Origin of the sequence: Billgrantia aerodenitrificans, assembly GCF_021404405.1 — a bacterium.
In the GTDB taxonomy this organism is placed as follows: Bacteria; Pseudomonadota; Gammaproteobacteria; order Pseudomonadales; family Halomonadaceae; genus Halomonas; species Halomonas aerodenitrificans.
The window spans coordinates 90,713-104,114 of sequence record NZ_JABFTV010000003.1 but is presented as its reverse complement, the minus strand read 5'-3'; the positions used below and the strand labels follow the sequence as shown (position 1 = coordinate 104,114).

Sequence of the window (13,402 nt, the reverse complement as noted above, 5' to 3'; positions counted from 1 at the left end):
GAAAAAAAGACCGTTTGACGCTTCGGGGAGAGGCCGATCATGACAACACACCGCCAATCGAGACATCCGGGTTTCGAGCTCGACGAGGCGCCGCTGGCGCCCGGCGAGGTCGCCATCGTCGGCGCCGGCCCCGGCGACCCCGGTCTGCTCACCCTGCGCGCCCTGTCGCTGTTGCAGCAGGCCGACTGTCTGGTCTTCGACCGCCTGGTATCCGAGGAAGTGCTGGCGCTGGCCCGCCCCGAGGCGCAGCGCTACTACGTGGGCAAGGCCTCGAGCCACCACTCACTGCCCCAGGAGGAGACCAACGCCCTGTTGGTCGAGCTGGCTCGTGCGGGCAAGCGGGTGCTGCGGCTCAAGGGCGGCGACCCCTACATCTTCGGCCGCGGCGGCGAGGAGGCCGAGTACCTCGTCGAGTGCGGCATCGGCTTTCGCGTGGTGCCGGGCATCACCTCGGCCTCGGGCTGTTCCAGCTACGCCGGTTTTCCGCTCACCCACCGTGACCACGCCCAGAGCGTGACCTTCGTCACTGGCCACGCCAAGGCCGACGGCGAGCTGACGCTGGACTGGGCTGCGCTGGCGGTGCCCCATCACACCGCGGTGTTCTACATGGGGCTGGCCAACGCCAGGCTGATCAGCACCGAGCTGCAGCGTCACGGCCTGCCGGCGGAGCACCCGGTGGCGCTGGTGGAACGTGGCACCACCCCCGGGCAGCGCAACGTTTTCGCCACCCTGGGCGATCTGGTGGAAACAATCGAACGCGAGGCGCTCAGGCCGCCCACGCTGATCGTGGTGGGCGAGGTGGTGCGCCTGGCCGACGTCCTGGCTCCCGGCATGACCCGGCTGACCCGCGCGGATGCCGATCTCGACCCGACCCTGACCGTGGGAGGGCTGGCACTGTGAAACTCTCCAGGCTATTCATCGGGGGCCTGCTGGGCCTGACCGTTCCCGCCCTTCCGGCGCTGGCCGACGAGCCCGACGCCAACGTGCTCTACAACCACCACTGTGCCATCTGCCACGGCGTGAGCCGCCTCGGCGGCATCGGCCCGGCGCTGCTACCCGACAACCTCTCGCGGCTCAAGCACGCCGAGGCGGTCGAGGTGATCCGCGATGGCCGCGCCGCCACCCAAATGCCCGCCTACGGTGAGCTGCTCGGCGAGGCCGAGATCGCCGCCCTGGCGGAGTGGATCTACGAGCCGCCGGAGGTCGAGCCGAGCTGGAGCGATGCGGACATCCTGGCCAGCCACGTGGTCAGCCACGCCTATGGCACGCTGCCCGACGAACCGGTGTTCGAGGTCGAGGATCTCAAGAACCTGTTCATCGTGGTGGAGATCGGCGATCACCACGTCAGTCTGCTCGACGGCGACCGCTTCGAGCGCATCACCCGCTTCCCTAGTCGTTATGCGCTGCATGGCGGGCCCAAGTACACCCCGGACGGCCGCTACGTGTTCTTCGGCTCCCGCGACGGCTGGGTGACCAAGTACGACATCTACAACCTCGAGGTCACCGCCGAGGTGCGTGCCGGCATCAACATGCGCAACATCGCGGTATCCGCCGACGGCAACTACGTGCTGGCTGGCAACTACCTGCCGCATACCCTGGTGCTGCTGGATGCGCGCAACCTGGAGCTGATCGCCTCCATCCCGGTGGAAGGCCTCAACGGCGAGACCTCACGGGTCAGCGCCGTCTATACCGCACCGCCGCGCAACAGCTTCGTCGCCGCCCTGCGCGACATCCCCGAGGTGTGGGAGATCCGCTGGCCCGAGGAGCGGGCCGAAGGGGACGAGGCACTGGTCGGCGACTTCGCCCTGCACCGCATGGAGGCGCCGGACTACCTCGACGACTTCTTCTTCGACATGGAGTACCGCTACCTGGTCGGCGCCGCTCGCGGCGGCAAGGGCGGCCAGGTGTTCGACATGGACGAGGAGGTCAAGGTCGCCGACCTGCCGCTGGAGGGCATGCCGCACCTGGGCGCCGGCATCACCTGGGAACTCGATGGGCGCCGGGTGATGGCGATGCCGCACATCGACAAGGGGCAGGTCTCGGTGTTCGACATGACCGACTGGTCGCTGATCACCCATATCGAGACCGACGGCCCCGGCTTCTTCATGCGCAGCCACGAGAACTCGCCCTACGCCTGGGTCGACGTCTTCTTCGGTCCCAACCACGATCGCATCCACGTGATCGACAAGCAGAGCCTGGAGATCGTCGAGACGCTGATCCCCGAGCCGGGCAAGACCGCCGCCCACGTGGAGTTTGACCGCCGCGGCGAGACCCTGCTGCTGAGCGTGTGGGACGACGACGGCTACCTGCTGTGGCTCGACGCCAATACTCTGAAGGAGCTGGGGCGCATGCCGATGAAGCGGCCCTCGGGCAAGTACAATGTGTGGAACAAGACCCAGTACGAAGAGGGAACAAGTCATTAAAGCTCATTGGCTGCGTGGCGATTAAAAAGAAGCATTCTTGATACTCGTCATGAAGCCGCCCGACGCGAATCGCCATAATGGATTCATCCAAGCATTCAAGTCGGGTATGCCGCCATGAACACCGCTTCCCCTGCTCCCAACCAGCCGCGCCTGCCCTTGGCGCGGCTGGCGTTTCGTCCCTTCTTCCTGCTGGCGTCGCTGTTCAGCGTGCTGGCCATGGTGGTGTGGTTCGCCTTCTGGCACGGCGACATCCTGCTGCGCCCCCACGGTGGGCTGATGTGGTGGCACCAGCACGAGATGATCTTCGGCTTCGGTGCCGCCGTGGTGGTGGGCTTCCTGCTCACCGCGGTGCAGAACTGGACCGGCCGGCCGAGTCTGAGCGGCGCGCCGCTGCTGGGCCTGGTGGCGCTGTGGCTGGCGGCCCGCATCACCCTGGCGTTTCCCATGGGGCTGCCGGTATGGCTGCTGATCGTGCTCGACGTGGCCTTCCTGCCGCTGGCGGCGCTGGTCATGGGGCGCCTGGTGGTAGCGGTGAAACTGTGGCGCAACCTGATGTTCGTTCCGGTACTGCTGCTGCTGGCCGGGGCCAATCTGGCCATGCACCTGGGCGTGGCCCAGGGCAAGTTCGCGCTGATTCGCGAAGGGGGCTATCTCGGCGTACTGCTGATCGCGGTGCTGATGGTGCTACTCGGTGGACGGGTGATTCCCTTCTTCACCTCGCGCAAGCTGGGACGGCCGCAGCCGGCGGCGATCCCGGCACTGGAGAGGCTGACTCTGGGCTCGATGCTGGCGATCGTGGTGTTACAACTTGCGGCGCTGCTCGGTGCCGCCGTGCCGCCGGCGCTGCTGGCCAGCGTGATGCTGGTGGCGGCGCTGGCCAGCCTGATACGTCTGGTGCGCTGGGAAGGGCATCGCACCCTGCGTGAGCCGCTGCTGTGGGGCCTGCACCTGAGCTACGCCTTCGTACCGCTCGGTCTGACGATGTGGGCCATGGCGCTGATGGGTGCCTTCCGTGTCGAGCTAGCCGTGCACGCCCTGGCCATCGGCGGCATTGCGACGATGATGCTGGCGATGATGGCGCGGGTCTCGCTCGGGCACACCGGGCGCGAGATTCGCACCCTGCCGGGCATCGGCGTGGGCCTGGCGCTGATGTTCGCCGGGGCTCTGCTGCGCTCGCCGATCCTCGCCATGTTCCCGCAGATCACCCACTGGACCTACAATCTGAGCATCATCTTCTGGTGTATCGCCTACCTCATCTTCCTGTTTCACTATACGCTGCCACTCATGAGTGCCCGCGTAGACGGTCAAAGGGGATAGACGGTCAGCGGGGATAGAGGCCGAGGCAATAACAGGCCGGCAAGGACGGAGCCAGTCGATGATCGAGTACTATTCACTGATCAAGCACCTGCACATGACCACCGCGGTGCTCAGTATCACCTTCTTCATCGTGCGCGCCTGGTGGTCGGTGCGCGAGACTTCCCTGCTGCAGCGGCGTTGGGTGAGGGTCCTGCCCCACATCAACGACACCCTGCTGCTGCTGCTGGGGCTCACCTTGATGACGATGCTTTCCATGTGGCCGCAGCACCATCCATGGCTGGCCGCCAAGCTGCTGGGCCTGCTCGGCTACATCCTGCTCGGCACCGTGGCGATCAAGCGCGGGCGCACGCCGATGTCGCGGGGGCTAGCCGCGCTGGCCGCCATCGTGGTGTTCGTTTACATCATGGGCACGGCCATGACCAAGGACCCCTGGTTCTTCCTGCCCCTTTGAGACGGCTTTCTACGACGCTGCAGGCTTCTATACTGAAGCCTGCCGAGACATTCACGACAAGACGAGGAAAAACCACATGGCCAATCAAGATCTTCCTTCCGGTGCCGGCAAGGTGGCCGACGACTATCCCGAGGTGTGGCGCGCCTATGCTGCGCTGGGCAAGGCGTGCGCCGAAGCGGGTCCGCTGGATGACCGCACGCGGCGCCTGGTCAAGCTGGCGCTGGCGGTGGGCGGCGGCTCGGAGGGGGCCGTGCATTCCCATATGCGCCGCGCCATGGACGAAGGCATCGAACCGGAGGCCTTGAAGCAGGTGGCCATGCTGGCGATTCCCACCCTGGGGCTGCCGGCGGGGGTGGCGGCACTGACCTGGATCGAGGACATCACCGATACCCGGCGGTAAACGACTGCGCGGGTGAAGGGCGTTGTTGCACGGTGCTCGCAATCCTCACCTATACCCCATAGGCTCCGGTTCCTGCGCGCCGTGCGCCTAGCCCTTCATCCCGCTCGTGCGTTTACCTACAACTGACGGGCGGGCCCCAGCGGCCCGCCGTGCGACATTCCACCGCTCTCTGAAAGCTCCGTTCTCTCGCCGCTCGCGCCGTTCATCACCGCCGATTTGACGAAGGTCAATGCCGCCTCTGACTCGTGGCGTTACTCTTAAGATGCATTATAGATGCTTGTTTAAGGGGTGGGGCTCGCCGACTTCGGTCGCAGGTCCCTGAAGTGTCACCAGCGAGGGGGAAAGGCCCATGACCGAAGGCCTCACCAAGGCGGCGGCCCGTAATATCTTTTACGGCGGCTCGCTCTTCTTTTTCCTGCTGTTTGCCGCACTGACGGCTCACAGCCATTTCTACATCGTCAATACCTCGACCCAGCCCATGTCGGACTCCGTGCGCCTGGGCAAGCACGTGTGGGAAGAGCACAACTGCATCAACTGTCACACCATCCTCGGCGAAGGCTCCTACTTCGCGCCTGAGGTCGGCAACGTCTGGACCCGCTTCGGCGGACGCGACAACCCCGAGGCTGCCCGCATGGCGCTGACGGCGTGGATGAACGCCCAGCCCACCGGCGCCCCCGGCCGTCGCCAGATGCCGGCTCACGACATCAACGACGAAGAGATGCGGGCGCTGATCGACTTCCTGGAGTGGACCGATTCCATCGACACCCAGGGCTGGCCGCCGCACCCGGCGGGCTGATCCCCCTTCCAGGAACCAAGGAGTCGAACGATGAAATACGAAACGCAGAAGGTGGCCTTGCCGTTCTTCATGCTGGCAATGGCACTATTCGCTCTACAGATCGTCTTCGGACTGGCGGCAGCGGCAGCCTACGTGTGGCCGCACTTCATGTCCGAGGCGATGCCCTTCAACATCACCCGTACCAGCCATACCAACCTCTTGATCGTGTGGCTTCTGATCGGCTTCATGGGTAGCACCTACTACCTGATGCCGGAAGAGGCGGAGAACGAGATCTACAGTCCCAAGCTGGCCTACTTCCAGCTGCTGCTGTTCGCCATTGCCGGCGCCGGCGCGCTGATCAGCTACCAGTTCGGCATTCACGAGGGGCGTCACTACCTCGAGCAGCCGCTGTGGGCGAAGTTGATGATCACCGTCTCGTTCCTGATGTTCCTGTTCAACACCAGCCTGACCATGCTCAAGGGCCGCAAGACCGCCATCAACATGGTGCTGATGCTGGGCCTGTGGCTGGCCGCGGTGTTCTGGCTGTTCGCCTTCTACAACCCCGACAACCTGGCGCTGGACAAGCTGTGGTGGTGGTGGATCGTGCATATCTGGGTCGAGGGCGTGTGGGAACTGATCATGGCCTCGCTGCTCGGCTATCTGCTGATCAAGATGACCGGCGTGGACCGTGAGATCATCGAGAAGTGGCTCTACGTCATCGTCGGCCTGGCGCTGTTCTCCGGCCTGCTGGGTACCGGCCACCACTACTACTGGATCGGCACCCCCGGCTACTGGCAGCCGATCGGCAGCATCTTCTCCACCCTGGAGGTGATTCCGTTCTTCGCCATGGTGGTGTTCGCCTTCTACATGTTCTGGAAGGGCAGCCGTAACCACCCCAACAAGGCCGCCATGCTGTGGACCCTGGGCTGTGCCGCCGTGGCTTTCTTCGGCGCCGGTGTGTGGGGCTTCATGCACACCCTGTCGTGGATCAACTACTACACCCACGGTACCCAGATCACCGCCGCCCACGGCCACCTGGCCTTCTACGGCGCCTACGTGATGCTGATCATGGGCATCATCACCTACGCCATGCCGCAGCTGCGCCGCGTGCAGCCCTACAACCAGGTGCTCAACATGTGGGCGTTCTGGATCATGACCTCGGCCATGTGGTTCATGACCTTCACCCTGACCTTCGCCGGTGTGGTGCAGACCCACCTGCAGCGGGTACTGGGCATGAACTTCATGCAGGTGCAGGCACAGCTCGAGCTGTTCTACGTGATGCGCTTCGGCACCGGCATCTTCGTTGCCCTCGCCGCCGCCATGTTCTTCTACGCGGTGTTCGGGCCGGCCCGTGAGCAGGTAGGCGCTCACGTCAGGCAGCCCTCCATCGTCGCCACCGAGTGAGCCAGGGACGGGGCGGCATGCCGCCCCGTCCTCTTCTCTCCCGGCTCTTCTTTCTTGGGGAGGTTTCGCCATGCATACCGCTACTGCCACCAACGCCGCTGCCGCCTTCGCGCGCGAGCTGCCCTACTACGAGCCGGTCGGCAACGAGTGCGCGCTGTTCGAGCAGGCGTACCGGCAGCGCCTGCCGCTGCTGCTCAAGGGGCCGACCGGCTGCGGCAAGACCCGCTTCGTCAGCCACATGGCGGCCAAGCTGGGCCGTCCGCTGTTCACCGTTTCCTGTCACGATGACCTCACTGCCGCCGACCTCACCGGCCGCTACCTGCTGCAGGGCGGCGAGACCCGCTGGGTCGACGGCCCGCTGACCCGCGCCGTGCGCGAGGGCGGCATCTGCTACCTCGACGAGGTGGTGGAAGCCCGCAAGGACGTCACCGTGGTGCTGCACCCGCTTACCGACGACCGCCGCATGCTGCCGCTGGAAAGAACCGGCGAGCTGCTCGAGGCGCCGGACGATTTCATGCTGGTGGTCTCCTACAACCCCGGCTATCAGCACATTCTCAAGTCGCTCAAGCCGAGCACCCGCCAGCGCTTCGTGGCGATGTCGTTCGACTTTCCGCCGCCGCGGGTAGAGTGCGACATCGTCGCCCGTGAGAGCGGTCTCTCCCATGAGCGCTGCGCCGCACTGGTCAACCTGGCCGGGCGCCTGCGCGAGCTCAAGGGCCAGGACCTGGAAGAGGGGGTCTCCACCCGCCTGCTGGTTTACTGCGCCACCCTGATCAACGCCGGCATGCCTATTCTCGAGGCCACCCGCGCCACCCTGGTCGAGCCGCTCTCGGACGATCTGGACGTGCAGGAAGGGTTGATGGAGTCGATTCGCGCCACTTTCGGCTGAGGAAGCACTGACACATTACTGCGCTCGATATCCTGACCGCCGGCGGTGCTCGGAATCCTCATGTAGCAGGCTACACTCCGGTTCCTGCGCTTCGGCGGCGCCCAGCCTATCTTCGCTCGTGACATGTCTCAGCGCTCCCTTAATAGGAGTAGGAGAACCGCCATGCTGCAAATTCTCGAGCTCGAAGAGTTCGTCGGTCGTCACTGGCATCGCTGGGCCTCCAGTGCGGCCAGCTATCAGCGCTATCCGGAAGCGGCCGTTTCCATGGAGCGGATGCGTCACGTGCTCGGCGTGTTCTTCCGCGCCAGCGGCGGGGAGGCGGGCGTTGAAGTCGCCGCCATCATTGCGCGCAGCTCCAATCACCGCCTGTCGCTGCGTCAGCGGCTCGGCTTCGACGACGAGGCCATCGACCAGGCCCGGCGCGACGAGGAGAACCTGCTGCTGCCGCCGCAGATCGATCTGTTTCCCGATGCCGGGCTCAATCGCGATCTCTACTTCTGGCTGGTGGCCTACTTGGCCGTCGCGCGTGAGCCCGAACCGCAGCGCGACCCACTGCGCGCCGACCTGGCTCGCCTGCGCGAGGCGGTGCGCGCCCGCGACGCCGCGCTCGAACGCTTCCCCGGGCTGGCCGAGCGCTATCGCCGGCTGTGCCAGGCACTGCTGCTGGTGCGCCCGGCCCGCAAGCGCCTGCCGACCATGGAGCTGGCGCTGGAACAGACCCTGCGCGTGCTGCTCGGCGAAGCGCGGGAGCTGGAAGGCTGGGCTGCGGCCCTGCACCACGCCGTGACGCGGCCCGAGCTGTCGCTCGACGGTATCGGCGCGCCGCGCGGCTATCGTCCGCCGCTGCCGGTGCCGCTGTGGGGCCAGGTGGTGGCCCTGGGTACCGGGGCCGGCCGCGACGAGAGCCGGGAAGACCCGGAAGAGGGCGAGACCAACAGCGCCCAGACGGTGAGCGACGGCAAGCGCAAGGCCGAGCGCAAGCGCCAGGACCAGACCGAGCGCGACGATCCGCTGATCGCCAACCGTTTCGAGAAGATGCTCTCCTGGACCGAGATGGTGAACCTCAACCGCCTGGTCGAGGACAACGAGGACGAGGAAGCCAAGCGCGCCGCCGAGCAGATGGAGGAGATCATCCTCAGCCCGCACAAGCAGCGGGCGGCGACGCGCATCAAGGTCGACCTCGACCTGCCGCCGGACGAGGCGCTGGGCGAGCGCCTGCGCGGCAAGCACACCTACCCCGAGTGGAACTACCGGAAGCAGATCTATCTGCCCGAACACTGCCTGGTGCATACCGAACTGCAGAGCGAGGAGGGCGAGCAGTGGCAGCCCGATGCCGCCACCCAGCGGCGCATTCGCCGCGTACGCCGAGAGTTCGAGGCGCTGCGACCGCGCCGCGAGACCCTGCGCGGCCAGTACGACGGCAGCGAGCTCGACATGGACGCGGTGATCCGCTCGCGCTGCGACCTGGCCGCCACCGGCGAGTCCAGCGACCGGCTCTACCAGGCCACCCGCCAGCAGGCCCGCGACCTGGCGGTGTCGATCCTGGTCGACGTCTCGCTCTCCACCGACGCCTGGCTGGAGGATCGCCGGGTGCTCGACGTAGCCAAGGAGGCGCTGCTGGTGCTGGGCCACGGCCTAGCCGGCTGCGGCGACGACTACAGCATCCACTGCTTCACCTCGCATCGGCGCCAGAAGGTGTGGGTCAACACGCTCAAGACCTTCGACGAGCCCATGAACGAACGGGTGGCAAGACGCATCTCGGCGCTCAAGCCCGGCCACTACACCCGCATGGGGCCGGCGATCCGCCACGTGACCAAGGAGCTCTCCGAGCGGCCCAACCGGCACCGGCTGCTGCTGCTGCTCACCGACGGCAAGCCCAACGACACCGACTACTACGAGGGCCGCTACGGCATCGAGGACACCCGCCGGGCGGTGCTCGAGGCGCGCCAGCACGAGGTGCGCGTGTTCGGCGTGACCATCGACAGCGAGGCGCACCAGTACGTGTCGCACCTGTTCGGCCGCGGCAGCTATGCCATCGTCAACCGGCCGGAGCACCTGTCGCTTGCGCTGCCGGGTATCTACCGTCAAATCATAGGTAACTAGGGGGAGTGAAGATGACAGTAAACCGTCCCGCCATTGCCCTGTGCCTCGGCCTGCTGGCCGCCTTCGCGGTGATCACCCCGCTGGCCTGGGTGATCAACACCCAGGACTGGGGCATCCTGATGATGTTCGTTGCCCCCTTCGCCGTCTACGGCCTGATCCGCCTGGGCCGGCGGCTGGCGGAGTGGGCCGGCGTCGGGCCACCGCCACCCACCTACTGAACCCATGCCACAGTAAACGGCGCCGCTATCCTCGATAGCGGCGCCGTTTCGTTGAGTCCTGCTAAGCAAGTCGCTAGAAGCGGGCCATCATGTATCCCGAAGCCACCAGCGCCAGAGTGGCCAGTACCAGGCCAACGAAGGCGCCGCGCCAGGCCGGCGAAGCGTCGGCCAGGCCCAGGTACACCATCAGCACCCGGTGCACCTTGAAGAAGGTGGTGGCCAGCAGCAGGCCTGCTGACCACAGCGGCAGGGCGGCCAGGCGGGCATCGCCGCCCAACTGTGCGGAGAGCATGGTAACCAGCGTCAGCCCCATCAGCACCGCCCAGGTAATCAGCAGCCGGCGGGTGGCGGCATCGCGAAAGGCGTCTTGCATGGCGCGCATGGGCTCACCTCAGCAGGTAGAGGATCGGGTAGAGCAGAATCCAGATCAGATCGACCATGTGCCAGAAGGCCGCGGCGGTCTCCACGTTGTCGTGGGAGATGCGCCAGGCCACCAGGGCGATCAGCCCCAGGCCGAACAGCACGTGGGCGAAGTGGAAGCCGGTCAGCAGGTAGTAGAAGGTGAAGAAGGTATTGGTCTCGGGCATGAGCCCCTGGCCGAGCTTGTCGGCGTATTCCACCACCTTGACCACGCAGAACACCACGCCCAGGGCGAAGGCCGCCCCCAACCACTGGCGGCAGCGGCGTCTGTCGCCACGGCCGATCGACTGCACCGCCAGGGCGGCGAACAGTCCGCTGGTCAGCAGCACCATGGTATTGATGCCGCCGGCCACCGGGTCGAGCAGCTGCTGGGAGGCGTCGAACACCTCGCGCTCGCCGGCCCGCAGCCAGGCGAACAGACCGAAGAAGGCGGCGAACACCACCATCTCGCTGAGGATCAGCACCCACATCAGCGGATTGCCGGGCAGCGCCGCCAGCGGCCCCCAGCCCGGGTTGGGCAGCGGCCGTGGCTGAGACAGCTCGTGACGCTCTGCCACTTAGCGCTCCGTGGCGACGGGCGTGCGTTCGAACTCGGCGCGAACCGCCGGCGTGGTCAGCTTCCAGCCGGCCCAGGCGAACAGCACCACCAGCGCGGTGGCCAACATGATCAACACCGAAAGGGCGCCGATCAGGCCAGCTACAGAATCCTCGTAGCGGGCCATTTCGCCGGCCGCATCGGCCATGAAGCCGAAGGTCAGCGGGGTCAGGGCGGCGCCGCCCAGCACGCCGACGAAGCCGGCCGCCATCAGGCCGAGAAAAGCCGGCCGCGCCCAGCGCCGACGCTGCAGCAGCGCCACGGAGAGCGCCAGGGTCACGGCGGCGCCCACCATCAGTAGGCCGGCCACGGTATTGCTGCGCTCGATCAGCCAGGCCACCCCGCCGGTGAGCCCACCGCTGCCGGTTTCGACGCCCAGCGAGGCGACCAGCGCCTCGCCGGGCAGTAGCGGCAGGGTGAGCAGTGCCACGGTCAGCGTGGAGAACGCAATGAAGCCCCAAGCCAGGCCGGTGACGGCGGCGGAACGTGTCGGCGCCAGGCGCAGGGGCGAGGTGGCGGTAGTCATCGGCGAGCTCCCCAATCAGTCTTCCAGTGACACCTTGGCGCCGCCGAACAGCAGGCTGCGCGGGTCATCGATAGCGCGGTCGTTCAGCAGGCGGTTGATCCCCACGCCGCTGCGACCGATGGTCCAGGCCAGGCAGGCGGTGAAGAAACCGTAGCCCAGCACCCAGGAAGCCCAGGAGGGTGCGCCAATCAGGCCCAGCAGGTACCAGGCGGCCAGCACCGCCCCACCGGCCAGGGCACCCAGCCAGAAAGTACGGATCTGGAACAGCAGGTGGCTTTCCACCCATTCCGCATTGCGGCGACGGCGAAGGTGGGCGATCAGCACGCCGATGGGTGCGGTGACCACCGCCATGATGCTGCCCAGATAGAGCACGTAGACGACGGCGGCCAGAGCCCGGCCTCGGGTATCGAGCGGCGCTGCGGCCGTGTCGGCTGGCGCATTGGAGTACGAGATGGTGGACATCGCTCCCTCCCGTGGGTGTGTGTCGACGCGGTGTGTCGGAAGTTAATGAGTATTTTGAATGCCTGTTATTGGCACTATGCCTGGTGAGGAACTGGCTGTCCTTGCCTTGGATCAATGCAGGGCCGTTTCGGTATGGGATTCGGCGAGGTGGGGTGTCGCGCCACCGCTCTGCTGTGGCCTGCTTGATCCTGACTAGCCTGGCTCGGGAGCAGATTCGCTCCTCTTGGCTACAGGCGAGAAAGTGATAGTGGTCGCTGACTTGATTTGCATCAACTTGCTTGGGCCGGATCCGTCCTAGCTTTCTCAATGGCAAGCATGCACATGAGTCCGATCGCTGCACTGCGTTTGGATTCGCCAACAGGAGCCAGTGCCATGTCCAAGAAGAGCGTGAAGGAAATCAGACCCAACGTTAGTGAAGTGCCGTCAGCGACGCCGCCGCAGGAAGCGAGCCCGTTCCGTGAGCTTGACCGTATGTTCGACCGCTTTCTCGAACGAGGATGGGGGCATCCGCTGCGCTGGGACCTGCCGGTTTTCGAGCGGCTTGCCGCCGGGAGCCGAATGCCCAAGGTCGATGTCGTCAACCGGGATGCGGAGGTTGTGATACGTGCCGAGCTTCCCGGTATGGCGCGTGAGGATCTGGATGTCTCGGTCACCGACAGCACCGTGACGATCAAGGGAGAGCGCCACAAGGAGTCCAAGGAAGAAAGCGGCGAGTACTATCGCTGTGAAATCTCCCATGGCCGTGTGGAACGTACGGTTGCCCTGCCTTGCGAAGTCGATGCCGACAAGGCCGAGGCCAAATTCAACAACGGGCTGCTGGAACTGACGCTGCCGAAGGTCAAAGAGGTACCTCGGCGCAAGCTCGATATCAAGTGAGTTTCCAGATGGTGACGAGACGGCGGGCCGAAATGCTCGGCTCGCCTATTGACTACACGGGAGGTGGGCATGAAAGCGACTTGGGTGGTGGTGGCCGATCAGGCACGTGCGCGATTCTTCACCGCGCCCGAAGCAACGGCCGCCCTGGAGGAAGTGGACACACTGTTCAACCCTGAAGGCAAACTGCACGAGCGAGACATCAACGCCGATCGTCCCGGCCGGACGTTCGATTCCATGGGTGTCGGTCGGCATGCCATGGGCAAGCACCATTCGCCCAAGGAACAGGAAGCGATCCGCTTTGCCACTGCGATCGGCGAACGGCTTGGCGCCGAGTATGGCAGGGGGGCGCTTGGTCATGTGGTGCTCTGCGCGCCGCCCCGCTTTCTCGGGTTCTTGAAGGAGGCCTTGCCGGAGCAGGTCATGAAGTGCGTTTCCCATATCCTGGACAAGGAACTAGCCAGCCTGAGTGCCGAGGAGATTCGCGCGCATCTGCCCGGGCGGCCTGTGTGAGCAAAAACCGATCGGGGAGGAGTGCGGCGCATT

At 65.7% G+C, this 13,402-nt stretch carries 16 protein-coding genes; 12 read left to right on the top strand and 4 right to left on the bottom strand.

Annotation, left to right across the window (positions count from 1 at the left end; all coding sequences use genetic code 11):
• The first annotated feature begins 39 nt into the window (after positions 1–39).
• The 10 genes from cobA (at position 40) to HOP59_RS06590 (ending at position 9,980) form a co-directional block, all read left to right on the top strand.
• Positions 40–900 carry a uroporphyrinogen-III C-methyltransferase gene (gene cobA / locus HOP59_RS06635; RefSeq protein ID WP_234253274.1) on the top strand — a complete coding sequence of 287 codons (861 nt, stop codon included), beginning with the start codon at positions 40–42 and terminating at the stop codon, positions 898–900.
• Positions 897–2,423 carry a cytochrome D1 domain-containing protein gene (locus HOP59_RS06630; RefSeq protein ID WP_234253273.1) on the top strand — a complete coding sequence of 509 codons (1,527 nt, stop codon included), beginning with the start codon at positions 897–899 and terminating at the stop codon, positions 2,421–2,423. The genes cobA and HOP59_RS06630 overlap by 4 nt, the downstream gene beginning before the upstream one ends.
• Positions 2,424–2,537: 114 nt before the next feature.
• The gene (locus HOP59_RS06625) at positions 2,538–3,740 is read left to right on the top strand and encodes an NnrS family protein (RefSeq protein WP_234253272.1); all 1,203 of its coding nucleotides are present in this window, start codon (positions 2,538–2,540) and stop codon (positions 3,738–3,740) included.
• 58 nt (positions 3,741–3,798) lie between these two features.
• On the top strand, positions 3,799–4,191 hold the full coding sequence (locus tag HOP59_RS06620) for a SirB2 family protein (RefSeq protein ID WP_010626240.1): 393 nt from the start codon (positions 3,799–3,801) through the stop codon (positions 4,189–4,191).
• A 76-nt stretch (positions 4,192–4,267) separates the two neighbouring features.
• Entirely contained in the window at positions 4,268–4,591 is a 324-nt protein-coding gene (locus HOP59_RS06615; protein WP_010626241.1) for a carboxymuconolactone decarboxylase family protein, read from the top strand.
• Between the two features lie 349 nt (positions 4,592–4,940).
• On the top strand, positions 4,941–5,387 hold the full coding sequence (locus HOP59_RS06610; RefSeq protein ID WP_010626242.1) for a c-type cytochrome: 447 nt from the start codon (positions 4,941–4,943) through the stop codon (positions 5,385–5,387).
• A gap of 30 nt (positions 5,388–5,417) precedes the next feature.
• Positions 5,418–6,770 carry a cbb3-type cytochrome c oxidase subunit I gene (locus HOP59_RS06605; RefSeq protein WP_234253271.1) on the top strand — a complete coding sequence of 451 codons (1,353 nt, stop codon included), beginning with the start codon at positions 5,418–5,420 and terminating at the stop codon, positions 6,768–6,770.
• A 70-nt stretch (positions 6,771–6,840) separates the two neighbouring features.
• Entirely contained in the window at positions 6,841–7,659 is an 819-nt protein-coding gene (locus HOP59_RS06600; protein WP_234253270.1) for a CbbQ/NirQ/NorQ/GpvN family protein, read from the top strand.
• Positions 7,660–7,821: 162 nt separating this feature from the next.
• Entirely contained in the window at positions 7,822–9,762 is a 1,941-nt protein-coding gene (locus HOP59_RS06595) for a nitric oxide reductase activation protein NorD (RefSeq protein ID WP_234253269.1), read from the top strand.
• A gap of 11 nt (positions 9,763–9,773) precedes the next feature.
• Positions 9,774–9,980, top strand: a complete 207-nt coding sequence (locus HOP59_RS06590) for a hypothetical protein (RefSeq protein WP_010626246.1) — start codon at positions 9,774–9,776, stop codon at positions 9,978–9,980.
• 73 nt (positions 9,981–10,053) lie between these two features.
• Here HOP59_RS06590 and HOP59_RS06585 read toward each other — a convergent pair whose 3' ends face one another.
• The 4 genes from HOP59_RS06585 to HOP59_RS06570 are packed head-to-tail and all read right to left on the bottom strand — an operon-like array spanning position 10,054 to position 11,983.
• The gene (locus tag HOP59_RS06585) at positions 10,054–10,362 is read right to left on the bottom strand and encodes a hypothetical protein (protein ID WP_234253268.1); all 309 of its coding nucleotides are present in this window, start codon (positions 10,360–10,362) and stop codon (positions 10,054–10,056) included.
• A 4-nt stretch (positions 10,363–10,366) separates the two neighbouring features.
• Complete coding sequence (locus tag HOP59_RS06580; RefSeq protein ID WP_234253267.1) at positions 10,367–10,957, bottom strand: cytochrome c oxidase subunit 3 family protein; 591 nt, start codon at positions 10,955–10,957, stop codon at positions 10,367–10,369.
• Positions 10,958–11,521, bottom strand: coding sequence for a hypothetical protein (locus tag HOP59_RS06575; RefSeq protein ID WP_234253266.1), 564 nt, complete (start codon positions 11,519–11,521; stop codon positions 10,958–10,960).
• 15 nt (positions 11,522–11,536) lie between these two features.
• Positions 11,537–11,983, bottom strand: a complete 447-nt coding sequence (locus HOP59_RS06570; RefSeq protein ID WP_086510542.1) for a DUF4870 family protein — start codon at positions 11,981–11,983, stop codon at positions 11,537–11,539.
• A 372-nt stretch (positions 11,984–12,355) separates the two neighbouring features.
• On the opposite strand from HOP59_RS06570, the gene HOP59_RS06565 reads away from it, so the two are divergent.
• Positions 12,356–12,859: an Hsp20/alpha crystallin family protein gene (locus HOP59_RS06565; protein ID WP_010626251.1), complete on the top strand. Its 504-nt coding sequence runs from the start codon at positions 12,356–12,358 to the stop codon at positions 12,857–12,859.
• Positions 12,860–12,928: 69 nt separating this feature from the next.
• Entirely contained in the window at positions 12,929–13,369 is a 441-nt protein-coding gene (locus tag HOP59_RS06560; protein ID WP_010626252.1) for a host attachment protein, read from the top strand.
• The last annotated feature ends 33 nt before the right edge of the window (positions 13,370–13,402 follow it).

Bases quoted from the DNA above. Each gene is read 5' to 3' on its own strand.
- HOP59_RS06600 (WP_234253270.1), top strand. From the start codon at position 6,841: ATGCATACCGCTACTGCCACCAACGCCGCTGCCGCCTTCGCGCGCGAG.
- HOP59_RS06595 (WP_234253269.1), top strand. From the start codon at position 7,822: ATGCTGCAAATTCTCGAGCTCGAAGAGTTCGTCGGTCGTCACTGGCAT.
- HOP59_RS06605 (WP_234253271.1), top strand. From the start codon at position 5,418: ATGAAATACGAAACGCAGAAGGTGGCCTTGCCGTTCTTCATGCTGGCA.
- HOP59_RS06625 (WP_234253272.1), top strand. From the start codon at position 2,538: ATGAACACCGCTTCCCCTGCTCCCAACCAGCCGCGCCTGCCCTTGGCG.
- HOP59_RS06575 (WP_234253266.1), bottom strand. From the start codon at position 11,521: ATGACTACCGCCACCTCGCCCCTGCGCCTGGCGCCGACACGTTCCGCC.
- HOP59_RS06620 (WP_010626240.1), top strand. From the start codon at position 3,799: ATGATCGAGTACTATTCACTGATCAAGCACCTGCACATGACCACCGCG.
- HOP59_RS06565 (WP_010626251.1), top strand. From the start codon at position 12,356: ATGTCCAAGAAGAGCGTGAAGGAAATCAGACCCAACGTTAGTGAAGTG.
- HOP59_RS06585 (WP_234253268.1), bottom strand. From the start codon at position 10,362: ATGCGCGCCATGCAAGACGCCTTTCGCGATGCCGCCACCCGCCGGCTG.
- HOP59_RS06590 (WP_010626246.1), top strand. From the start codon at position 9,774: ATGACAGTAAACCGTCCCGCCATTGCCCTGTGCCTCGGCCTGCTGGCC.
- cobA (WP_234253274.1), top strand. From the start codon at position 40: ATGACAACACACCGCCAATCGAGACATCCGGGTTTCGAGCTCGACGAG.
- HOP59_RS06570 (WP_086510542.1), bottom strand. From the start codon at position 11,983: ATGTCCACCATCTCGTACTCCAATGCGCCAGCCGACACGGCCGCAGCG.
- HOP59_RS06560 (WP_010626252.1), top strand. From the start codon at position 12,929: ATGAAAGCGACTTGGGTGGTGGTGGCCGATCAGGCACGTGCGCGATTC.
- HOP59_RS06615 (WP_010626241.1), top strand. From the start codon at position 4,268: ATGGCCAATCAAGATCTTCCTTCCGGTGCCGGCAAGGTGGCCGACGAC.
- HOP59_RS06610 (WP_010626242.1), top strand. From the start codon at position 4,941: ATGACCGAAGGCCTCACCAAGGCGGCGGCCCGTAATATCTTTTACGGC.